The 21,783-nt window shown below is 67.5% G+C and carries 22 protein-coding genes; 8 read left to right on the top strand and 14 right to left on the bottom strand.

The window, feature by feature from the left end:
- Window positions 1-26: 26 nt before the first annotated feature.
- From AC3WOB_RS04575 to AC3WOB_RS04555, 5 genes are all read left to right on the top strand, one after another.
- Window positions 27-1,484, top strand: coding sequence for a 2-hydroxymuconic semialdehyde dehydrogenase (locus AC3WOB_RS04575; protein ID WP_013396141.1), 1,458 nt, complete (start codon window positions 27-29; stop codon window positions 1,482-1,484).
- A 24-nt stretch (window positions 1,485-1,508) separates the two neighbouring features.
- Window positions 1,509-1,964 (top strand): RidA family protein, encoded by a 456-nt coding sequence (locus tag AC3WOB_RS04570; RefSeq protein WP_013396142.1) that lies wholly within the window; start codon window positions 1,509-1,511, stop codon window positions 1,962-1,964.
- 6 nt (window positions 1,965-1,970) lie between these two features.
- On the top strand, window positions 1,971-2,939 hold the full coding sequence (locus tag AC3WOB_RS04565) for a LysR substrate-binding domain-containing protein (RefSeq protein WP_013396143.1): 969 nt from the start codon (window positions 1,971-1,973) through the stop codon (window positions 2,937-2,939).
- 139 nt (window positions 2,940-3,078) lie between these two features.
- Window positions 3,079-3,630 carry a 3-hydroxyanthranilate 3,4-dioxygenase gene (locus tag AC3WOB_RS04560; RefSeq protein WP_013396144.1) on the top strand — a complete coding sequence of 184 codons (552 nt, stop codon included), beginning with the start codon at window positions 3,079-3,081 and terminating at the stop codon, window positions 3,628-3,630.
- 62 nt (window positions 3,631-3,692) lie between these two features.
- Entirely contained in the window at window positions 3,693-4,703 is a 1,011-nt protein-coding gene (locus tag AC3WOB_RS04555; RefSeq protein WP_492274320.1) for an amidohydrolase family protein, read from the top strand.
- 28 nt (window positions 4,704-4,731) lie between these two features.
- Here the strand turns inward: AC3WOB_RS04555 and AC3WOB_RS04550 are convergent, their stop codons facing one another.
- The 11 genes from AC3WOB_RS04550 to AC3WOB_RS04500 form a co-directional block, all read right to left on the bottom strand.
- A complete protein-coding gene (locus AC3WOB_RS04550) occupies window positions 4,732-5,796 on the bottom strand; it encodes an Ldh family oxidoreductase (RefSeq protein WP_492274319.1) in 1,065 nt (354 codons plus the stop codon).
- A gap of 40 nt (window positions 5,797-5,836) precedes the next feature.
- A complete protein-coding gene (locus AC3WOB_RS04545; RefSeq protein ID WP_492274318.1) occupies window positions 5,837-7,399 on the bottom strand; it encodes a mannitol dehydrogenase family protein in 1,563 nt (520 codons plus the stop codon).
- 3 nt (window positions 7,400-7,402) lie between these two features.
- On the bottom strand, window positions 7,403-8,614 hold the full coding sequence (manD, locus tag AC3WOB_RS04540; protein WP_492274317.1) for a D-mannonate dehydratase ManD: 1,212 nt from the start codon (window positions 8,612-8,614) through the stop codon (window positions 7,403-7,405).
- A 46-nt stretch (window positions 8,615-8,660) separates the two neighbouring features.
- Entirely contained in the window at window positions 8,661-10,196 is a 1,536-nt protein-coding gene (locus AC3WOB_RS04535; RefSeq protein ID WP_492274316.1) for a UxaA family hydrolase, read from the bottom strand.
- Window positions 10,197-10,220: 24 nt separating this feature from the next.
- On the bottom strand, window positions 10,221-11,087 hold the full coding sequence (locus AC3WOB_RS04530; RefSeq protein ID WP_492274315.1) for a fumarylacetoacetate hydrolase family protein: 867 nt from the start codon (window positions 11,085-11,087) through the stop codon (window positions 10,221-10,223).
- Window positions 11,088-11,116: 29 nt separating this feature from the next.
- Window positions 11,117-11,863, bottom strand: coding sequence for an SDR family oxidoreductase (locus tag AC3WOB_RS04525; RefSeq protein ID WP_492274314.1), 747 nt, complete (start codon window positions 11,861-11,863; stop codon window positions 11,117-11,119).
- A 13-nt stretch (window positions 11,864-11,876) separates the two neighbouring features.
- On the bottom strand, window positions 11,877-13,283 hold the full coding sequence (locus AC3WOB_RS04520; protein WP_207470582.1) for a TRAP transporter large permease: 1,407 nt from the start codon (window positions 13,281-13,283) through the stop codon (window positions 11,877-11,879).
- A gap of 44 nt (window positions 13,284-13,327) precedes the next feature.
- A complete protein-coding gene (locus tag AC3WOB_RS04515) occupies window positions 13,328-13,954 on the bottom strand; it encodes a TRAP transporter small permease (RefSeq protein ID WP_492274313.1) in 627 nt (208 codons plus the stop codon).
- Window positions 13,955-14,018: 64 nt separating this feature from the next.
- Window positions 14,019-14,993, bottom strand: a complete 975-nt coding sequence (locus tag AC3WOB_RS04510; protein ID WP_492274312.1) for a sialic acid TRAP transporter substrate-binding protein SiaP — start codon at window positions 14,991-14,993, stop codon at window positions 14,019-14,021.
- 61 nt (window positions 14,994-15,054) lie between these two features.
- Window positions 15,055-16,089 carry an L-idonate 5-dehydrogenase gene (locus tag AC3WOB_RS04505; RefSeq protein WP_013396155.1) on the bottom strand — a complete coding sequence of 345 codons (1,035 nt, stop codon included), beginning with the start codon at window positions 16,087-16,089 and terminating at the stop codon, window positions 15,055-15,057.
- Window positions 16,090-16,138: 49 nt separating this feature from the next.
- Entirely contained in the window at window positions 16,139-16,876 is a 738-nt protein-coding gene (locus AC3WOB_RS04500) for a FadR/GntR family transcriptional regulator (RefSeq protein ID WP_492274311.1), read from the bottom strand.
- 172 nt (window positions 16,877-17,048) lie between these two features.
- Between AC3WOB_RS04500 and AC3WOB_RS04495 the strand changes: the two genes are divergently transcribed.
- The 3 genes from AC3WOB_RS04495 to pyrF are packed head-to-tail and all read left to right on the top strand — an operon-like array spanning window position 17,049 to window position 19,641.
- A complete protein-coding gene (locus AC3WOB_RS04495) occupies window positions 17,049-17,447 on the top strand; it encodes a diacylglycerol kinase (RefSeq protein ID WP_013396157.1) in 399 nt (132 codons plus the stop codon).
- 49 nt (window positions 17,448-17,496) lie between these two features.
- On the top strand, window positions 17,497-18,816 hold the full coding sequence (locus tag AC3WOB_RS04490; RefSeq protein WP_492274310.1) for an NAD(P)/FAD-dependent oxidoreductase: 1,320 nt from the start codon (window positions 17,497-17,499) through the stop codon (window positions 18,814-18,816).
- 6 nt (window positions 18,817-18,822) lie between these two features.
- On the top strand, window positions 18,823-19,641 hold the full coding sequence (gene pyrF / locus AC3WOB_RS04485; RefSeq protein ID WP_013396159.1) for an orotidine-5'-phosphate decarboxylase: 819 nt from the start codon (window positions 18,823-18,825) through the stop codon (window positions 19,639-19,641).
- Between the two features lie 42 nt (window positions 19,642-19,683).
- Here the strand turns inward: pyrF and AC3WOB_RS04480 are convergent, their stop codons facing one another.
- The 3 genes from AC3WOB_RS04480 to thiL are packed head-to-tail and all read right to left on the bottom strand — an operon-like array spanning window position 19,684 to window position 21,775.
- Window positions 19,684-20,250 (bottom strand): CinA family protein, encoded by a 567-nt coding sequence (locus AC3WOB_RS04480; RefSeq protein ID WP_492274309.1) that lies wholly within the window; start codon window positions 20,248-20,250, stop codon window positions 19,684-19,686.
- Window positions 20,247-20,753, bottom strand: coding sequence for a phosphatidylglycerophosphatase A family protein (locus tag AC3WOB_RS04475; protein WP_041656413.1), 507 nt, complete (start codon window positions 20,751-20,753; stop codon window positions 20,247-20,249). Before AC3WOB_RS04475 ends, AC3WOB_RS04480 begins: the two co-directional genes overlap by 4 nt.
- Window positions 20,754-20,809: 56 nt before the next feature.
- Entirely contained in the window at window positions 20,810-21,775 is a 966-nt protein-coding gene (thiL, locus tag AC3WOB_RS04470) for a thiamine-phosphate kinase (protein ID WP_492274308.1), read from the bottom strand.
- Window positions 21,776-21,783 lie beyond the last annotated feature (8 nt).

Genomic DNA, 21,783 nt, shown 5'->3' with positions numbered 1-21,783 from the left:
TTTTGCATCCCGACCGAGCCCTGCACATGACGATCCGACAATTGCGCAACTACATCGACGGCCGTTTTGAAGACGGCGCGTCCACCTTCGACAAGCACAGCCCGGTGGACGGGCGCCTGATCGCCCAGGTCCACGAAGCCGGCCGCGACCAGGTGGACCGCGCGGTGGCGGCGGCGCATCGCGCCCTGCCGGCCTGGGCCGGGTTGCCGGTAGCCGCGCGCACCGACCATCTGCTGGCGCTGGCAGACGGCATTGCGCGGCGCTTCGATGATTTCCTGCAGGCCGAGATCGGCGACACGGGCAAGCCCGTGGGCTGGGCCGGGAAGATCGACATTCCACGCGGCGCGGCCAATTTCCGCGCCTTCGCGGAACTGGCACGCACGCTGGACATGGAAAGCTATATGACGGACACCCCGGACGGCAGGCAGGCGTTGAACTATGCCTACCGCAAGCCGTTGGGCGTGGTGGGCGTGATTTCGCCCTGGAACCTGCCGCTGCTGCTGCTGACCTGGAAGGTGGCCCCCGCACTGGCATTCGGCAATACGGTGATCATGAAACCGTCCGAAGTCACGCCGTCCACGGCCACGCTGCTGGCCGAGGTGGCGCACGACGCCGGACTGCCGGCTGGCGTATTGAACCTGGCGCACGGCTTTGGCCCGAACTCGGCGGGCGAATTCATGACCACGCACCCGGACATTGACGGCATCACCTTCACCGGCGAATCGGCCACGGGCGCCGCCATCATGCGGGCGGTTGCCCCCGGAGTGAAGCCGGTGTCCTTCGAACTAGGCGGCAAGAACGCGGCGCTGGTGTTCGCCGACGCCGACTTCGATGCGGCCGTGGACGGCGTGACGCAATCGGTGTTCGCCAATTGCGGGCAGGTCTGCCTCTGCACCGAGCGCGTCTACGTCGAGCGTCCGATCTACGAGCGCTTCGTCGCGGCGCTGGCGGCTCGGGCCGAAGCCTTGCGCATCGGCTGGCCCATGGATCCCGCCACGGAGATGGGGCCGCTGGTGTCGCGCGAGCATCGCGAGAAAGTGCTGTCGTACTTTGCCTTGGCGCGCGAGGAAGGCGCGACGGTGGTAGCGGGCGGCGGCGTGCCGGTATTCGACGATGCGCGCGACGACGGCGCCTATGTGCAGCCCACCATCTGGACCGGCCTGCCCGAGACTGCCCGCTGCATCAAGGAGGAAGTCTTCGGCCCGGTTTGCCACGTGGCGCCCTTCGATACCGAGGAAGAAGCCATCCGCCTGGCCAACGACACACGCTATGGGCTGGCGGCCGCGGTCTGGACCCAGAACCTCACGCGCGGCCACCGGGTGGCGCAGGCGATGAAGGTCGGACTGGCCTGGGTCAATTGCTGGTTCCTGCGCGACCTGCGCACGCCCTTCGGCGGCAGCGGCCTGTCGGGCATCGGCCGCGAAGGCGGACGCCATTCGCTGCATTTCTATACCGAACCGACCAACGTCTGCATTAAGCTCTGACCCATCCACGCAAAGGAAGACGCGATGAACCAGTCCCAGACAAGTCAACCCGGCCAGCCCGGCGTCAGCGCCACCGTCGTCGCCGGCAAGGCCACGCCGCGCGGCAAGTATCCGCACATCAAGCGCGCCGGTGATTTCCTGTATGTCTCCGGCACCAGCTCGCGCCTGCCCGACAACCGCATCGCGGGCGCCGAGGTCGACGCGATGGGTACCGCCACGCTGGATATCCGGGTGCAGACGCGCGCCGTCATCGAGAACATCCGCGACATCCTGGCCACGGCCGGCGCCACGCTGGCCGACGTGGTCGAGATCAGCACCTTCCTGGTCAACATGAACGACTTCGGCGGCTACAACCAGGTGTACGGCGAGTACTTCGACTCCGACGGCCCGGCCCGCACCACCGTCGCGGTGCATCAGCTGCCGCACCCGCAGCTGCTGATCGAGATCAAGGCCGTCGCCTACAAGCCGCAGGCGCGCTAGCGGCGCATGTCGGACTTCCGCATCACGCCCAACGCGCTCAGCCGCAAGCTGAAGCTGCACCAGATGCAAATCTTCGAACGCGTGCTGGCATGCCGTTCGCTGTCGCGCGCCGCCAGCGAGCTGCACCTGACCCAACCCACCGTCACCAAGGCCATCCACGAACTGGAAACCTTCTTCGGCGCCCCGCTGTTCGAGCGCTCCAACCGCGGCGTCACGCCGACGGAACTGGCCGTGGTGCTGGGCCGCCGGGTCCACGCCATGATGGCCGAGATCCGCTACATGGCCGACGACATCGACGCGGTACTGGGCGGCGCCAGCGGCCACGTGGTGGTGGGCACGCTGATCGCCGCGTCCGCCAAGCTGCTGCCCGAGGCCATTGCGCGCCTGATGACCGCGCACCCCGGCATCCAGGTCAGCGTGCGCGAAGGACCGACCTCGCAGTTGCTGCCCGCGCTGGCCACGGGCGACCTGGACATCGTGGTCGGCCGCCTGCCCGGCGCCGACATGGCAGCCATTTCCGGGGTGGCCGTGGACCATCACAAGCTGTACCGGGAGGAGCTATGCCTGGTGGCGCGCGCCGCCCATCCGCTGGCCGGCGCGCCGCCCGCGGCGCTGGCTGAACTGGCCGACCACATATGGATCCTGCCCGCCCCCAGCTCGCCGCTGCGCGCCTCGATCGAGCGCAGCTTCCTGGACGCCGGCCTGCGCCTGCCGGCCCGGCATGTCGAGTCGCTGTCCCTCCTGACCAATATCGGCGTGCTGATGCACAGCGACGCACTGGCGCTGCTGCCCTACGACGCGGCCGCGCCGTTCCTGGCCACGGGCATGCTGGCCCGATTGCCCACCGACGCCTTTGGCGCATTTGGCGACGTGGGCTACTCGGTGCGGGCGGACCGCCCGCTGACGCCCGCGTGCCAGCGTTTGGTGGACTATCTGAAGCAGATCGCGGCCCAACGCGCCGAAAGCGGCGGCTGAAGATCGGCCCAGGGTTATCCCGCCATAGACAACAGGCATATCCGGCGGCGTAATTTCTATTGTGCAGGCCCGCAAGGTCCCGCCTAGACTGCGGGCTATGGGGCAGCCCCGGTCCGCCCCCTGACTCCCGGAGATCCTCATGCCCGCCTATGGCCCGCCACTGAATTTCCAGCGCTGGATCGACGATCACGCGCACCTGCTCAAGCCGCCGGTCGGCAACCAGCAGATCTGGCAGGACGCCGACTTCATCGTCACCGTGGTCGGCGGCCCGAACCATCGCACCGACTACCACGACGATCCGCTGGAAGAGTTCTTCTACCAGTTGCGCGGCAACGCCTGGCTGTCGCTGTGGGTGGACGGCAAACCGGAGCGCGTGGACCTGAAGGAAGGCGACATCTTCCTGCTGCCGCCGCACGTGCGGCATTCGCCGCAACGCCCCGAGACCGACAGCGCCTGCCTGGTCATCGAACGCCAGCGCCCGCAGGGCCTGCTGGACGGCTTCGAATGGTATTGCCCGCAATGCGGCAGCCTGGTGCATCGCGTGGAGGTGCAGCTCAAGAGCATCGTGACCGACCTGCCGCCGCTGTTCCAGGCCTTCTATTCCAGCACCGAGAAGCGCACCTGTCCCGGTTGCGGCGAGATCCATCCGGGCAAGGGACACGCGCCTGCCGCACAGGCGGCTCCGGCCTAGCCGCCCTGTCCCACCTGGCCGCAATCCGTCAGGCTCCCGACCGACTTCCTTTCTATCTGCACATGACCCAGAAAATCGACATGCACGCGCACTTCTTCCCGCCGATCACCCGGCAGGAAGCGGCGGCGCTGGACCCCGTCAACGCGCCCTGGCTGCGGCTGGACGGAGACGGCTCCAGTGGCCAGATCATGGCCGGCGAGCGCCCCTTCCGCCCGGTGGACGCCACCTTGTGGGATCCGGCCTTGCGCCTGGCGCAGATGGACCGCAATGGCGTGGACCTGCAGATCCTGTGCGCCACGCCCATCATGTTCGGCTATTCCTACCCGGCGCGGGCCGCCGCCGACTGGGCCGCCCGCATGAACGATCTGGCGCTGGAGCATTGCGCTCATGCGCCGGCGCGCCTGAAGGCGCTGGCGCAAGTGCCGCTGCAGGATCTGGACCTTGCCTGCAAGGAAGCGTCTCGGGCCCGCGCCGCCGGCCACCTGGGTGTGCAGATCGGCAACCACGTCGGCCCGCGCGACCTGGACGACGAAACTCTGGTGCAGTTCCTGATCCACTGCGCCAACAACGACATCCCGGTACTGGTGCACCCCTGGGACATGATGACCGACGGCCGCATGAAGAAATGGATGCTGCCGTGGCTGGTCGCCATGCCCGCCGAAACCCAGTTGGGCATTCTGTCGCTGATCCTGTCCGGCGCCTTCGAATGCATTCCACGCAGCCTGAAGCTCTGCTTCGCGCACGGCGGCGGCAGCTTCGCCTTTCTGCTGGGCCGCGTGGACAATGCCTGGCGCCATCGCGACATCATCCGCCAGGACTGTCCGCAACTGCCCTCTTCCTATACCGACCGCTTCTACACCGACAGCGCGGTGTTCGATCCGCGCGCGCTGCGCCTGCTGATCGACGTGATGGGCGAGGACCGCGTGCTGCTGGGTTCGGACTATCCGTATCCGCTGGGCGAGCAGGAAGTGGGCAAGCTGGTGACCCACGCCGGCCTGCAGCAGGACGTGCAGCAAAAGATCCTGTGCCGCAACACGGTGGAGTTCTTCGGCCTGGAGCGGCGCGCCGGGTGACCTAAACGGCCCGAAAGAATGGCTGCGATCACGCCTCAGATTGCAATGGCGCGAATGGCGGCAAGACCACCCCCAGCCTGCCGCTCCATTCGGCCATCTCAGCCTTGAGCGCCGGCGGCACCGGAATCCCCGTGGCCTGGCGCCGCGCCTGCGAGGCCAACTCGGGATCGCCCGGCATGCGTGGCGAGCCGGGCTGCGCCGCCAGTTCGACCGCCATGCCTGCCGCCACCGCGGCCAGCGCGGCGCCGCCTGCGAAGCGGACGGGATCGATGGCGATGAAGAACGCCCCCAGTTCGCGCGGACGATCCAGCTGCTCGTACATGGGACCGATGTGCGGTCCGTGGGGATTGCCATTGAGCGGCCCGCACAGCAGTTCAACCATCATCGCCAGGCCATAGCCCTTGTGGCCGTACTCGCCGCCCAAGGGCGTCAAGGCGCGGACGCACGCCGCGTCGGTCACGCCTTGCCCCTCGGCATCCAGCGCCACGCCCGCGGGCAACTCCGTGCCGTCGCGGCGCGCGTTCATGACGCGATTCCACGGGATTGAAGTCGTCGCCATGTCCAGGCACAGCGGCTCGCCGCCTTGCCTGGGAAAGGCGAAGGACACGGGATTCGTGCCGAAATACGGCTGCCGGCCGCCGAACGGCGCGGCGATGGCGTCGGAATGCGTGAAGGCGATGCCTATCAGTCCTTCCCGGGCTGCCGCGCGCGTGTACAGGCCGATGGCGCCGCAATGCGAAGAATCGCTGACGCCGACGGCGCCCACGCCAGCCTCGCGCGCCAGCGCCATCGCGGCCTCGTTGGCGCGGTGCGCCACCACGATGCCATGGCCCCTGCCGCCATGCGCCTGCGCGGTAGCCGGACCGCTCTGCTCGATACGGATGGACGGCCGCGCCAGGATCGAACCGTGGACGATCCGGTTCAGATAGTGCGGCAGCCGGGCAATGCCATGCGAGTCGATGCCCCACAGGCTGGTCTGCGCCAGACTGGACGCCAGGCAAGAGGCATCGGCGTCGCTGAAATCCAGGGTCTGCAAGCAGGCCTCGCCCCATCGCCGCCACTGCGCCGCGTCCACGCTTTCCTGCCCTGCCATGCTGCGCTCCTTGTGGATGCAGGCGGCATGCCGCCTGCGGTCATGCGGCCGGCGCGGGTTGGACCGAACCTTCCCGTGCCTCGTCGCGCTCCAGGGCCTCCAGCGCGCCCAGCACGCCCAGCGTCCGCAGTCGCTCCAGATGCAAGGCCAACGCGTCGACGAAGACGGGCTTTCTGCCCAGGTCGCCGAAAACCGGCCGGAACCCGGCCAGCACCGTGGCCCGGCGATGCGCTGCCTGCGACGGCGACGAAGCCGTGGCGGCCACGTCGGCGCGCGCCAGCAGCTTGGCCAGCGCCCCGGCCAGTGGATCCTGGATGGAATAGACGTTGCCCTGTTCGTCGTAGCCACGCAGGTAGTGCAGCCATGCGGCCACGGCCATGGCCAGCCGGCTGAAATCGTCGCCCCGCTGCTTGCGGTCACGGATGGCGGCGAGCAGGCGCGGCGGCACCTTCTGCGAACCGTCCATCGCGACCTGCCGGGTGAGGTGCGGCAGCGCCGGATTGGCCACGCGCGCCAGGAAGCGCAGGCGATACTCATCCAGCCCCGACTCTGGAATGCCGCGCAGCGTGGGCCCAAGCTCCAGCCGCATCATGTCGTCGACGTAGCGGCGCAGCGCCGGCGTCGCGGCGGCCTCGCTGTTGGTGCGCAGGCCTAGCATCGAACCCAGGTAGGCGAATGCCGAATGCGGCGCGTTGACCATCCGGAGCTTGAGGCGTTCGTAAGGCGCGGCGTTGCGCACGAAGCTTGCGCCTGCTGTGTCCCAGGCGGGCCTGCCGGCCGCGAACTTGTCCTCGATGACCCAGTTCAGGAAGGGTTCCCCCACCACTGGCCAGGCGTCCTCGAAGCCCAGGCGGTCCGCCACGCGCGCGCGGTCTTCGTCCTGCGTGCCCGGCACGATGCGGTCCACCATGGAATTTGGAAACGTGCACTGGTTGTCGATCCACGCGGTCAGGCCGACATCGACCCGCAGCGCGAAGGCCAGCACCAAGCTGCGCAAGGTGTCGCCGTTGGCGTGCAGGTTGTCGCAGGACAGCAGCGTGACCGGCGGCAGGCCGCGCTCGCGCCGCAGCGCCAGGCCGTACACCAGCATGCCTATGGTGCTGCGTGGCCTGACCGGATGTTCCAGGTCGTGCGCGATGTCCGGGTCGTCCCAGCACAGATGGCCGGTGGACGGTTCGTGGCTGTAGCCCTTCTCGGTGACCGTCAGGCTGACGATGCGGGTCTGGGCGGAGGCGATGCGCTCCAGCACCGCCTGGGGATCCTCCTCGGCCACCACGATGCGCAGCACCGATCCGACCACCCGCAGCTGTTCCCGCGTCTGCCCATCCGGACCGGCGTCGCGCAGCGCCAGGGTGTACAGGCCGTCCTGCGGCGTCAGCGCATCGCGCGTGGCCGGGCTGCGCAGCGAAACCCCCACGATGCCCCAGCTAAGATCCCCGCTGGCGGCCATGGCCAGGTCGGTCACGGCCGCCTGATGGGCGCGGTGGAAGGCGCCTATGCCTAGATGCACGATGCCGGGCGTGACCCTGCTGCGGTCATACGCGGGGGATTCCACATCCTCGGGTAGATGCGACAGTGACTCCGAGTTCAAGCGTTCGAGCATGGATTACCAGTGCCATAGTGCGCCATCATGCGCCTGCCGGTTGACCGGCAGGTAGGCGCGTTGGTAGGGATATCTGGCGGCGAGCTCTTCGTCGATGTCGACGCCATGGCCCGGCGCGTCGCCAGGGTATAGCATGCCCTGGTTGAAGCTGTAAGCATGGGGAAACACTGCGTCGGTTTCATCGGTGTGCCGCATGTACTCCTGGATGCCGAAATTCGGCACCCACAGGTCGAAATGCAGGGCGGCCCCCATGCAGGCCGGCGACAGGTCGGTGGCGCCGTGGCAGCCGGTACGCACCTGGTAGAGCGCGGCCAGATCGGCAATGCGGCGCAGATGCGTGATGCCGCCCGCATGCACCACCGTGGCGCGGATGTAGTCGATCAGCTGGTTTTCGATCAGGTCCTTGCAATCCCAAATGGTGTTGAAGACCTCGCCCACCGCGATCGGTGTGACCGTGTGCTGGCGGATCAGCCGGAAGGCTTCCTGGTTCTCCGCCGGCGTGGCGTCCTCCATCCAGAACAGACGGAATGGCTCCAGCGACTTGCCCAGGCGGCCGGCCTCGATGGGCGTGAGCCGGTGATGCACGTCGTGCAGCAGATGGGTGTCCCACCCAACCGCATCGCGCACCCGCTGGAACAGGCGCGGCGCGTGGTCCAGGTACTTTTCCGTGGACCAGTCATGCTCGGACGGCAGCGAGCCGTCGGCGGGTTCGTAGAACATGCGGCCGCGCCCCACCCCATAGACCGAGTTCAGCCCCGGCACCCCGCTTTGCGCGCGGATGGCCAGATAGCCCATCTCGCGATAGCGCAGCACCTCATCCACGGTTTCGTCGATGTCGCGGCCATTGGCGTGGCCGTAGACCATGACGCCCGAGCGGCTCTTGCCGCCCAGCAGCTGGTACAGCGGCATGCCGGCGGCCTTGGCCTTGATGTCCCACAACGCCGTGTCCACCGCGGCAATGGCGGACATGGTGACCGGGCCGCGCCGCCAGTACGCTCCACGGTACAGGTATTGCCAGATGTCCTCGATCTGCTGCGGGTCGCGGCCGATCAGGCAGGGAATCACGTGCTCGGTCAGGTAGGCCGCCACGGCCAATTCGCGGCCGTTGAGGGTGGCGTCGCCAATGCCGTACAGGCCTTCATCGGTTTCTATCTTCAAGGTAACGAAGTTGCGGCCGGGGCTGCAGACGATGACGCGCGCTTGGGTAATCTTCATGGATGGTCCTGTGGAATGCTGGAAACCCCTGGCCGACGCCGGGCGCCTACATCACCGCGCCCAGCTGCCAAGGCACGAACTCGTTCTGGCCATAGCCGTGTTCCTCGCTGCGCGTGCGCCGGCCCGAGGCCGTTTCCAGCATCAGACGGAATATGCGCTCGCCCATCTGGGCCACGCTTTGCGCGCCGTCAACCACTTCCCCACAATTGATGTCGATGTCGTCGGACTGCCGCTGCCACAGCGCCGTATTGGTCGACAGCTTCAAGGAGGGCGCGGGCGCACAGCCGTAGGCCGAGCCGCGGCCGGTGGTGAAACAGATCAGGTTGGCGCCGCCGGCGACCTGGCCAGTGGCGGAAACCGGGTCGTAGCCCGGCGTATCCATGAACACCAGCCCGCGTTCGCACACCGTCTCGGCATACTCATACACGTCGGCCAGACGGGTCGTGCCGCTCTTGGCGATGGCACCCAGCGACTTTTCCAGGATGGTGGTCAGCCCGCCAGCCTTGTTGCCAGCCGAAGGGTTGTTGTCCATTTCGGCGTCGTTGCGGGCGCAGTAGTCCTCCCACCAGCGCAGCCGGGCCAGCAGCTTGGCCGCCACCTCGGGCGTGGCCGCGCGCCGGGTGAGCAGGTGCTCGCCGCCGTAGATCTCTGGCGTCTCCGACAGGATGGCGGTGCCGCCGTGGCGCACCAGCAGGTCCACGGCCGCTCCCAGCGCCGGGTTGGCGCTGATGCCCGAATAGCCGTCGGAGCCGCCGCATTGCAGGCCTACGGTCAGCTTGCCGGCGGGTACGGGCTGGCGGCGGACCCGGTCGGCCTGCGCCAGCATGGCCCGCACCAGCTCGATGCCGTGCTCCACCGTCTTGCGCGTGCCCCCGGTCTCCTGGATGTTGAAGGTGTGCAGCAAGCCGCTCTCGCGCAGCCCTTCCTGCTCCATCAGGCCGCCGATCTGATTGGTCTCGCAGCCCAGGCCCAGCACCAGCAGGCCCGCGAAATTAGGATGGCGGGCGTAGCCGCCCAGCGTGCGGCGCAAGAGGCGCAAGGGTTCGCCTTCGCTGCCGGTGGCGCAGCCCGCGCCATGCGTCAGCGCCACCACCCCGTCCACGTTGGGATATGCGGCCAGCGCATCCGGATGGATGTCGCGGCGGAAATGATCGGCGATGGCGCGCGCGGCGGTGGCGGAACAGTTCACGCTGGTGAGGATGCCGATGTAGTTGCGCGTGGCGACGCGGCCGTCGGCCCGAACGATGCCGTCGAACTGCGCGGGTTTGTCCACGTAGTCGGTGGCGCGCGCGTCGGCCCCCACGGCGTAGTCGCGCTCGAAGTCGGAGAACTCCAGGTTCTGGGTATGGACATGCGAGCCGGCCGGGATGTCGCAGCGCGCCACGCCTATGACCTGGTTGTAGCGCCGCACCGGCTCGCCGGCGGCGATGGCGCGCGTCGCCACCTTGTGGCCAGGCGGCACCAACCCTCGCACGATGACGTTTTCGCCGGCCAGGCGCGTGCCGCCGGCCAGTTGGCGCCTGGCGATCACCACGTTGTCCGCCGGGTGGATGCGTATGACCGCGGTATCGGTTTCTGACATGGAAGGCTCCTGGCGCGCTTGCCGCTAACCGTCGATCAGCGACGGATCCCAGGCGTGGACGCGCTGCCGCTGCTCGCCCAGGCCGGCAATGCCCAACCGCATTTCGTCACCCGCCTTCAGGTACACGGGCGCGGGCTTCTGGCCCATGCCCACCCCTGGCGGCGTGCCGGTGCTGATCAGGTCGCCCGGGTACAGCGTCATGAAGCGGCTGACGTAGGACACAAGCTGCGCCACGCCGAACACCATGGTGCGGGTGCTGCCGTTCTGATAGCGCTTGCCGTTGACCTCCAGCCACATGTCCAGCGCCTGCGGCTCGGCGATCTCGTCGGCGGTAACCAGCCACGGACCGACCGGCCCGAAGGTATCGCAGCCCTTGCCCTTGTCCCAGGTGCCGCCGCGCTCGATCTGGTACTCGCGTTCGGACACGTCGTTCACCACGCAATAGCCGGCCACGTGCTTCATGGCGTCGGCTTCGCTGACGTAGCGGGCCCGTTCGCCGATCACCACGCCCAGCTCGACTTCCCAGTCGGTCTTGACGGAGGCTTGCGGCAGCACCACCGGATCATTGCAGCCGACCACGGCCGAGGTGGGTTTCATGAAAATCACCGGCTCGGCCGGCACCTGCAAGCCGGACTCAGCCGCATGGTCGGCGTAGTTCAGGCCGATGCAGATGAACTTGCCCATGCCGCTCCAGGGCGGCGCCAGGCGGCCCGGGCTATCCACCAGCGGCAGGCTGGCCGGGTCCAGCGCGCGCAGCCGCGCCAGGCCGGCCTGCGTGAGCGTGGCGGCGGCAATGTCCGGCAGCACGGCCGACAGATCCCGCAACTGCCCGTTGGCGTCCAGCATGCCGGGCTTCTCTGCGCCTTTCGCGCCATAACGCAACAATTTCATCGCATGTTCCTCGTGTGTGTCGTAGATGTTCAGTTCGACCAGCCGCCGTCGATGACCTGGGCGGTGCCGGTGGTGAAGGCGGACTCGTCGCTGGCCAGGTACAGCGCCAACAAGGCGATTTCCTCGGCGCTGCCGATGCGGCCCATGGGTTGGCGGGCAACGAAGGCGGCCTCGACGGCGGCCAGCGTCTGTCCGCCAGCGCTGGCCTGCGCCTCGATGCGCTGGCGCAGCGAAGGCGATTCCACCGTGCCGGGGCAGATGGCGTTGCAGCGTATCCCCTGCCCCACGTAGTCCGCGGCCACCGACTTGGTCAGCCCGATCACCGCCGCCTTGGTGGCGCCGTAGACGCAGCGGTTGGGCGCGCCCTTGATGCTGGACGCCACCGAGGCCATGTTGACGATGGAGCCACCGCCGCGCGCCAGCATGCCGGGCAGGCAGGCGCGGATCATGCGGTACATGGACTTCACGTTCAGCTCGAACGAGAAGTCCCAGGCCTGTTCGTCGCAGTCCAGGATGGTCCCGGCATGCACGAAGCCGGCGCCGTTGAACAGCACGTCCACAGGCCCCTCGTCGGCAATCAACGCGGCGACGGCGCCGGCATCGGTCACGTCCAGTGTCCTGCGCCGGCATCCCGCCAGCGTCTCTAGCGCCCCACCGTTGATGTCCAACGCCAGCACGTCGGCGCCTTCGCGGGCATAGGCCTCGGCCACGGCGCGGCCTATGCCCTGGCCTGCGGCGGTGACGATGGCGGTCTTGCCTTGCAGTCTTCCGGTCATGACGATTTCCTCTTTACTTGGCCATGCCCATGACGGTGGGCAGCCAGAGCGTGATCTGCGGGATATAGGTAATGGCGATCAGCGCCGCGAACAGCGGCACCAGCCAGGGCAGGATGGCGACCGTGGTCCGTTCCACCGACAGTTTGGAAACGCGCGCCAGCACGAACAGCACCATGCCCATGGGCGGATGCAGCAGGCCTATCATCAGGTTAAGCGTCATGATCAGGCCGAAATGGATCGGGTCGATGCCGAGCTTGAGCACGATGGGCAGCAGGATAGGGACCAGGATGGTGATGGCGGCGATGGTGTCGATGAAGCAGCCCACGATCAGGATCAGCACGTTGGCCATCAGCAGGAATACCCACTTGTTCTGCGTCACGCTGAGAATGCCGTCGGTCAGCGCCTGGGCGGCCTGGGTGGTGGTCAGCAGCCAGGCGAACACCGAGGCGGCGGTGACGATGAACAGCACCGAGGCGGTGGTCTCTATGGTGTCGAAAGTGGCTTTGGCCAGGGTCCGCAAGGTCATGGACCGATAACGCACCAGTCCCAGGAACAGCGCCCATATCACGGCGGCCACGGCCGCCTCGGTGGGCGTGAACCAGCCCAGCGTCATGCCCCCGATCAGGATGACGGGCGCCATCAGCGCCATCACCGCCGAAAAGTTGTAGCGCCAGTCCAGCGCCAACAACACAGCAAAGGCGATGCCCGCGGCCAGATTGGCCGACACGCCGGCCTCGGTCATGAGCCAGATGGCCAGCGGGAACGCCAGCACGATGCCGACTTCCAGCCCGGCTGCGCCCAGCCGCTTCCAGTCGAAAGACACATCGCCGCCCCAGTTGTTGCGGCGTGCGTAGTAAGCCACGGTCAGCATCATCAGCACGGTCAGCACCGCGCCGGGGATCAGGCCCGCCAGGAACAGCGAACCGATGGATACGTTGGCCATCATGCCGTAGATCACGAAAGGCAGCGACGGCGGGATGATGGGGCCCAGCGTGGCCGAGGCGGCCGTCACGCCCACCGCGAACTCGGTCTCGTAGCCGTGGTCCTTCATGGCCTTGATCTCGATGGTGCCCAGGCCCGCGGCGTCGGCGATGGCGGTGCCGGACATGCCGGCGAACACCACCGAGCCGATGATGTTCACCTGCCCCAGCCCGCCGCGCATCCAGCCCACCAGCGCCACGGCGAAGTTATAGATGCGGCCGGTGATGCCGGCGATGTTCATCAGGTTGCCGGCCAGGATGAAGAAAGGCACGGCCAGCAGCGGAAAAGACTCCACGCCCGCGATCATGCGCTGCGCCACCACCACGTCGGGCACGCTGCCCGAGATCAGCACGAACAGCAGCGACGCGCCCGCCATGGCCACCGCCACCGGCAGGCCGAAGATCATCAACAGCAGAAAGGTTCCGATCAGTATGCCCATGTCTCGCTTCCGGTTGTCGTTGTCGGGTTCCGGGGCTGCCCCGGCTAGTCCTGCGACTCGTAGGCCGCGGGGTTTTCCAGGATGGAGTAGCCCTGGCGCCAGTTGCGCGCCGACACCTGCACCGAGCGCAGGAACATCAGGACGAACCCGGCCAGCGCCATCCAGTAGACATAGGCCTTGTTCCAGAACAGCGTGGTCATGGGCTCGTCGCCCACCAGGACGATGTAGCGGTAGGTAAGCCACACCGCATAGCCGAAGAACGCCGTGCGCAGCAGGTCGATGACGGTGGCCAACGCCCGGCCGACGGGATGCGGCAGATAGCGATAGAGGAAGTCCACCTGGATGTGGCGGCAGGCACGCACGCACATGGCCGAACCGATGAACACCACGCCGATCAGGCAATAGACGGCGAGTTCCTCGGTCCAGGCGTAGGAATCGTTCAGCACGTAGCGCGAAAAGAACTGCAGGAAGACCAGTAGCGCCATGACCCAGAAGATGCCCAGGCAGATCCAGTCCTCGGGCTGGTAGCCAGCCAGGCTGACCTCGTGCTGGTCGGCTTCCTCGAAACTGTGGACGATTTCTTCCGCCGTGGCGGGCGGCTGGTGCCCGGCGGGATGGACAGGGTTGTTGCTGGCGGCCGCCATAACGGCGGCCTTGGCATCTGAATGCATGGCGTTCCCCTTGTGCGGAATCGGACGGGTCGCTGCGGGGCCGCGCTGACGGCCCCGGGTGCGCTTACTTCACGGCCTGGATCCGTTCCCAATCCGATTTTTCGTAGCCGTACTGCTTGAACGGCACCTTCTCCAGCACGGTGTCGCGGAAATCCGCGACGTTCACTTCCGCCACGTTCAGGCCGCGCTTGCGGAACACCTCGACCATCTTCTTCTCGCTTTCGGCGACCTCGGCGGACGCCTTTTCCGCCGCCTGCTGCGCGACTTCGGAGAAGATCTTCTTGTCCTCGTCGGACAGGCCCTTCCACAACTTGCCCGAGATGACCGTGTTCAGGTGATCGACGATGTGGCCGGTGAGGATGATGTTCTTCTGCACTTCGTAGAACTTCTTGGCCTCGATGGTCGTCAGCGGATTCTCCTGCGCTTCCACGGTGCCGTTCTGCAAGGCCAGATAGACCTCGGCAAAGGCGATCGGCGCGGTGTTGGCGCCGCAGGCGCGCGGCATGGCCAAATAGGCAGCCACGTCGGGCACGCGGATCTTCAGGCCCTTCATTTCGGAACACTTGGTGAAGGCGCGGTTGGACGTGGTCTGGCGCGTGCCGTAGTAAGTGGTGGCGACGATATGGTTGCCGCTCTTCTCGTCGTAGCCGCGCGTGAGCTCCTTGTAGATGTCGCTCTTGGTGTAGGCGATCAGGTGCTCGGGATTGCGGAAGATGTAGGGGTAGTAAGTGACGCCGATGCGGGGAAAGCTCTTGGCCGCGAAACTGGAGCCCGAGATGATGATGTCCACCGTGCCCAGGGTCAGGCCCTGGTTGATGTCGTTTTCCTTGCCCAGCTGCGAGGCCGGGTATACGTCGATCTGGTAGCGGCCGTTGGTGCGTTTGCCGATTTCCTGCGCCGCCCAGACGGAAGCGGTATGGAAGGGTTCGGATGTCTCGTACACGTGGGCCCACTTGAGCTTGGTCTGCGCCAGCACGCTGCCGCTGGCGGCGAGCGCCAGGGCGGCAACCAGCGCCTTGACGGCGTTGCCTAGGTTCATGTCGTCTCCTCGTTGTTTTTTGAATGCCCGGCGTGGCGGCCCATGGTGGGCCGCCAGCGGTTCATGCTTCAACTACAAGTTGCACCTTGGTACTGCGACTGCGATCCGCCGCCAGCTCGAAGGCCTCGAATGCCTGCGACAACGGCAACTGCGCGCTCATCAGGGGTCGCACGTCCACCTTGCGCGTACGCAGGTAAGAGACCGCCCAATCGAACTCCACACCCGCGCGGAACGCGCCGACATAGTCGAGCTCCCGCGCCATGATGTTGTTGGCCGGAAACGCGATGCCCTCGGCGGGCAGCGTTCCCACTTGCACGATGCGGCCGCCGCGCCGCGTCGCCGTCAGGCAGGTCGCCAGCGCCGCCGGACTGCCGGCGGCCTCGATGCTGATGTCGGCGATATCGGCCAGATCGGTGGGCGCGAGCAGGTCGCTGCGCATGGCCTCATCGGCGCCGACCTGACGCGCCATCTCCAGCGGCCGGTCGGCCACGTCCACCACCGTCACGCGCGCCGCGCCCGCCAGTCTGGCTGCCAACACGGTCATGCAGCCTATGGTGCCGCCCCCCGTCACCAGGACATGCTTGCCCATCATCGGCCCGGCCCGGTTGACGCCGTGCAGGCCGATGGACAGCGGTTCGGCACAGGCGATCTCGCCCAGCGAGACATCCTCTTCCGGCACCGGCGTGAGCTGCCGCTCGCCCATCACGAAACGCTCGCGGAACATGCCTTGCACATGCGGATAGAGGCTGGCGCTGCCAAGAAAGCGCATATTGCGGCAAAGATTGTCGCGGCCGGCGCGGCAGTAATCGCAGCCGCCACAGGGATGAGAGGGATTGATCGCAACCTTCATGCCCGGCGCCACCGAGCGCACGGCCTCGCCGGTGCGCAGCACCACGCCCGAGGCCTCGTGGCCGGGGATGAGAGGCTCGCGGATGACGAAGGCGCCCACGCGGCCATGCAGGAAGTAGTGCAGGTCGGATCCGCAGATGCCCGCAGCCCCCAGTCTCAGTTCCACCTCGTGCGGCGCCAGTGGCGCGACTTCGTCCGGTTCCAGGCGCAGGTCGCGCGCCCCGTGGATGCGACAGGCCAGCGTCATGGCGACTTGCTCCTTGGCGTTCCGAACGGGGGGAACCTGCGCGTGATACTCATGGTTCCGTCTGCTCCCGGCTGGCTAGCGGTTGGCCGGGAGCGTCCGCGCCGGGCCAGCTTGCGGTAAGGCGGTCATGCGAGCAGGCCAGATGATGATGCATGGCGGCGCGCGCGCCGCGGTCGTCGCCGGCGCGAATGGCGTCGATCACCTTGCGATGCTCGGCAATCGCGGCCGCCCAACTGGAAGGATTTTCGAAGTAGTCGCCCAGTTTCACGGACAAGGGGTTGTGGCGCTCGTCGAACAGTTCGCTCACCACGCGCACCAGCACGGCATTGTTCGCCATCTCGGCGACGCGCAGATGGAACAGCCGGTCGCCGCGGATCGGCACGTTGCCGGCCAGCGCCTCGTCTTCCATGGTGCCGACGGCTTCGGCCAAACCATCCACCAGCGCGGGGGAGTTGCGCAACGCGGCCTGCGCGGCCAGTTCGCCTTCGATCACCTGGCGGGCGCGTATGGTTTCCAGCGGGCTCTCGGCCATCAGGCTGGCGCGCGGCCCACCGGCCAGGCTTTGCACATAGACGCCCGAGCCCATGCGCACTTCCACCCAGCCTTCGACCTCCAGCGCGATCAGCGCCTCGCGTACCGAAGGGCGCGACACGCCCAACTTGAGCGCGAGATCGCGCTCGGGCGGCAGGCGCGCGCCGACCGGAAACTCGCCCGTCTCGATCAGCAAGCGGAGCTGGTCGGCGATCTGGCGGTACAGGCGGCGAGGTTCGATGGTCTGGATAGGCATGGACTGGATGGAAAATTCAGGCCAAAAGGTAAAGTGGCCTTACCAATTGACCAAATCTTGCGCCGCTCCCGCATGCGTCACAATTAGGGTTTGCCCAAAGATCCACGCGATGGCTTCGCGGGCAATGCATATCTGTTAAAAAGCCGCCACACCCAGCCCACTTTCAGCATCCATGTCACACAATCCGCATCACTCGCCCTACAAGAGCACAGGCGGCCTGCGTCGCATCCTCAATGCGCTGCGCTACTCCCTGCAGGGCCTGAAGGCCGCCATCAAGTACGAGGCGGCTTTCCGCCAGGAACTGGCGCTGGCCGTGCTGATGATTCCGGCCGCGTTCTTCCTCGGCCGAACCACGGTCGAAGTGTTTTTCCTGATCGGCACGGTAATCATGGTGCTGGCGGTGGAGTTGCTGAATTCCGCCATCGAAGCGCTGGCCGACGCGCTTTCGGTCGAATCGCACCCGCTGCTGGGACGCGCCAAGGACCTGGGCAGCGCCGCGGTGATGCTGCTGCTGATCTTCGCCGGGACGGTCTGGGTGGGCGTGGCCATCAGCCGTTTCGTCATGCATTGACACGGCTAGTCATCTCCGGGGAGATGCGCCGCTATTTATACTGGGAACCATGATGCCTAGATCGACGCCCGACTCTTCCGAGCGCATTGTCATCGTCGGCGGCGGCGCCGGCGGTCTGGAATTGGCGGCCAAGCTGGGCCGCGTGCATGGCCGGCAACACATCACGCTGGTCGACAGCCGCCCCTTCCATATCTGGAAACCCTCGCTGCATGAGGCGGCCGCGGGCACCTTGGACATCCACCAGGAAGGCCTGTCCTACCTGATGCTGGCCCATATGAACGGGTTTTCGTTCGCGCAAGGCCGCCTGGAACAGGTCGACCGCGAGCAACGCCGCATCACGCTGGACGCGGTGAACGACGCGCAGGGCCAGGAAGTCCTGCCGCGCCGCGAACTGGCCTACGACACCCTGGTGCTGGCGATGGGCAGCACCTCCAATTTCTTCAATACCCCCGGCGCGGCCGAACACGCGGTAACGCTGGACTCCACCGAAAACGCCGAGCAATTCCGCTTGACCATGCTTAAGGCCATGGCGCTGGTGGACCAGGCCAAGGTACGCAACCCCTCGGCCCGGCTGGATCTGGTGATCGTGGGCGGCGGCGCCACCGGCGTCGAACTGGCGGTGGAACTGGTCGAGGCCAGCCACGTGGTCAGCGCCTACGGCCTGCCCAATTTCCAAGCCGAACGCGACCTGGCCATCACCCTGGTCGAGGGCGCGCCGCGCATCCTGTCGGCCCTGCCCGAAAAAATCTCAGTGGCGGCCACCAAGCGGCTGACCGAGTTGGGCATCCGGGTCGAAGCCTCCTGCCGGGTCTCCGAAGTCACCGGCGACAGCGTCAAGACGGCCGATGGCCGCGAATTCCCCGCCCAACTCTGCATGTGGGCCGCCGGCATCCAGGGCCCGGCCCTGCTGGCCGACCTGGGCCTGCCGCTGAACAAGGTGGGCCAGCTGGAAGTGAACGAAAGGCTGGAAACCGCCGATCCGCACATCCTGGCGCTGGGCGACTGCTGCGCCGCGCCCTGGCGCGACGGCCGCAGCGTGCCGGCCCGCGCGCAGGCCGCGCACCAGGAAGCCGACTACCTGGCCAAGAAGCTCACCGCGCGCCTGCGCCACGCGGCCGAGCCCACCGCGCCCTATGTCTACGAGGACCACGGTTCGCTGGTGTCGCTGGGCCAGGACGCCGGGGTCGGCAGCCTGATGGGCAAGCTGGCGGGGCGGGGACTGTTCGTAAGCGGTACACTGGCACGCCTGATGTACATGAGCCTGCACCTGATGCACCACAAGGCGGTGCTCGGCATCTCGCGTACCGCCTCCCTTGCCCTGGCCCGCCTGCTCATGCGGCGCACGCGCCCGCGGGTCAAACTGCACTGAACTCCCATGAATTTCCTGCAAAAACTCGAACACGCCTGGACCACCAGCAACTCGCTCCTGCAAGTCGGGCTGGATCCCGATCCGCAGCGCTTCCCGCGCGAATTGCAGGACAAGCCGGATGCCATCTTCCAGTTCTGCCGCGACATCGTGGACGCCACCGCGCCCTACGCCTGCAGCTTCAAGCCGCAGATCGCCTACTTCGCCGCGCATCGCGCCGAAGACCAGCTGGAAGCGCTGTGCCAGCACATCCGCGAAAAGCATCCGGACCTGCCCATCGTGCTGGACGCCAAGCGTGGCGACATCGGCTCCACCGCCGAAAACTATGCCCGCGAAGCCTATGAACGCTACCAGGCGCATGCGCTGACCGTCAGCCCCTACATGGGCCTGGACTCGGTCGAGCCCTACCTGGCGTGGCGCGACCGCGGCGTGATCGTGCTGTGCCGCACCTCCAACCCCGGCGGCTCGGACCTGCAATTCCTGAAGATGGACAATGGCGAGCCGCTGTACCTGCACGTCGCGGGCCTGGTCGCCGACAAATGGAACGCCAACGGCCAGTGCGGCCTGGTGGTGGGCGCGACCTTCCCGAATGAGCTGGCCGCGGTGCGCGAGCGCATCGGCGACGCGGTGCCCCTGCTGGTGCCGGGCATCGGCGCCCAGGGCGGCGACATCACCGCCACCGTGAACGCAGGCGCCAACGCGGCCCGCAGCGGCATGATGATCAACTCTTCCCGCGCCATCATCTACGCCAGCGGCGGCGACGACTGGCGCGAAGCCGCCGGCACGGCGGCCAAGGGCTTGCGCGACGCGATCAACGCGGTGCGCTGATCCGGCGGGGGTCTTGCACCCCCAGCCGCGGAAATCCTCGCCTCAACGCCGGTTAACCGGTGCTCCCAACAACTCCAGCAGGCCGCGCAGCGCATAATCCACCGCTGCCTGACGCACTTGCGCGCGGTCGCCCGGGAACACGTGGGTGACCGCGCGGCTGCTGATGCCTTCGCCCGCGCGCAACGCGAAACCGAAGCACACCATGCCCACCGGCTTGCCTGGGGTGGCGCCGCCCGGGCCGGCGATGCCGGTCGTGGACACGGCCACATGCGCGGCGGGGGACGCCAGCAGCACGCCGTTGGCCATCTCCAGCGCCACCGGCTCGCTGACGGCGCCGAAGTGGTGCAAGGCGTCGGGAGAAACATCCAGTTCGGAAACCTTGGCTTCGTTGCTGTAGGTGACGAAGCCGCGCTCGAACCAGTCGCTGGAACCGGCCACGGCGGTCATCGCGCCGGCCAGCAGGCCGCCGGTGCAGGATTCGGCCGTGCCCAGCATCCAGCCCTTGCGCCGCAGCGTTTCGCCCAGCCTTTCGGCCAGCGCCAGCGACGTGGCCTGCGCCAGTTGCCCGGTCGACAGATTCGGCCGGCTGCCTTCTTGTTGTCCGCTCATCCCAAGACTCCAGTGCGCACGACCAGCGCCATGACCAGCAAGGCGTATGCGGCCGCCACGATATCGTCCCACATCACGCCAAAACCGCCCTTGATATGGGCGTCGAAGAACTTGATGGGAGGCGGCTTGACGATGTCGAACGTGCGGAACAGCACGAACGCCAGCGCCTGCGACAACCAGCCCGCAGGCGTCAGCCAGAGCACCAGCCAGAACGCCACCATCTCGTCCCAGACCATTCCGACATGATCCGACTGCTGGAGTTCACGGCCGACGCGATGGCAGGCCCAGCATCCGTACAAAAAAGCCAATGCCAGGAACACGCCTATCGCCAGATCCGACGCGGCGGGCGCGGCGGCGACCCAGATCGCCCAGGCCAGCAGCGTGCCCCAGGTGCCCGAGGCCGGCCGGATCAGACCGCTGCCGAAGCCGAAGGCAATGAGCCTCCCCGGATCCCGGCAGACCCAGGACAACGGCGGATATGCGGTCCGGGCGCGGTCGCGCATGGAGGTGGGACGATTGTCGGTCGACGGCATGGGTGTGCGGGTTGGGACGCGGCGGATCAGGCCGCGGGAAAATGATCGAAACCGGCCGGTAGCTCGGCCAGGGGCTGGCCCTGGCTGTCCAGCACGGACAGGCCGGGCTGCGCCTGGGTCTGCCCCACGCGGGTGACGCGCGCGCCGGCCGACGCCGCCGCGGCCAGCACGGCCTCACGCCGGGAGACGGGCGCGGTGAAGCATAGCTGGTAGACGTCGCCCCCGCCCAGCACCGCGCGGCGCAGCGGCGCATCTTCCAGGGACGCCAGGGCGGCTGCCACGGGCATCTGCGCGTAATGCAGCGTGGCGCCCACGCGGCTGGCGGCCAGGATGTGGCCCAGGTCCTGCAGCAGGCCGTCGGAGAGGTCAATGGCGGCATGGGCGACGCCGCGCAGCGCCAGGCCCAGCGTCACCTGGGGCTGCGGCCATTCGAGGGCGCCACGGGTCGCCGCGAGCAGCGCGGGGTTGGCGGGGTACTGCCCGTCCAGCAGGCGGTAGGCGACGTCAGCCGCCCCCAGTTCGCCCGATACCCAGATGTCGTCCCCAGCGCGCGCGCCGTCGCGGCGCAAGGCCTGCCCGGCGGGTACTGCGCCGAACACGGTGACGCTGATGGCAAGGTCATGCGCGCTGCGGGTGGTGTCGCCGCCGATCAGCGGGCAGTCGTGAGCGCCGGCCAGCGCATGGAAGCCTTCGGCAAACGCCGCCAGCCAGGGCTCGTCCAGCCGCGGCAAGGCCAGGCCCAGCACGCAGCCGATGGGACGGGCGCCCATGGCGGCCAGGTCGGACAAGTTCACCGCCAGGGCCTTGTGTCCCAGCGACTTCGGATCGACATCAGGAAAGAAATGGCGGCCTTCCAGCAGCAGGTCCGTGCTGGTAGCCACCTGCTCGCCGGGCGGGACCGGGAACAGGGCGCAATCATCGCCCACACCCAGCAGGCCGGCAGGGGCCGCGCGGGTGAAATAGCGCGCGATCAAATCAAATTCGGACGCCAAGGCAACTC

The organism is Achromobacter sp. FW305-C-30-7, from assembly GCF_058783105.1.
The sequence above is the reverse complement of the archived record's forward strand: the minus strand, read 5'-3'. Positions and strand labels throughout refer to the sequence as shown.